This is a genomic window from Arthrobacter sp. SPT-J7, from assembly GCF_059089965.1.
Window position 1 is genome coordinate 1 of sequence record NZ_JBNHFF010000598.1, and the last position, 365, is coordinate 365.

The following is a 365-nucleotide window of genomic DNA, read 5'->3' on the forward strand; positions in this document are numbered from 1 at the left end:
GGTTCAATTCTGGCTGGAAGCTTTTCCCCATCGATTTCGACGCCGTCTCCGCGGTCTCTCGAAATGCTCAAGAGAATCGCCCCTGCGGTATCGAGGAGCCCGACGTCTGTCACAGTGGCCGCTTCACCTCCTGTGTTGATCACGGTGATCGTCGGTGAGTAGCTGGTCCCGGATGGTTCGGTTGTTGAACCCAGACCCACTCGCACATGAGTGTGTATCCCAGTCACTACGTGAAGGCGTGGAAGTTTGAAGAAGGTATTGAAGACGTTCCAGGACAAGCTCAATATTGAGATCAGCAAGGCTGCGAATGCCAGTTCCATTCGTGAACCATAGGTCAGAGAGACCGCACGAGCTAGGACGGCTAG

The 365-nt window shown here is 54.5% G+C and carries 1 protein-coding gene; it reads right to left on the reverse strand.

The window, feature by feature from the left end:
• Positions 1–320: hypothetical protein (locus AC5RWX_RS34465; protein WP_494100601.1), on the reverse strand; the 320-nt coding region annotated here is incomplete at its 3' end.
• Positions 321–365 lie beyond the last annotated feature (45 nt).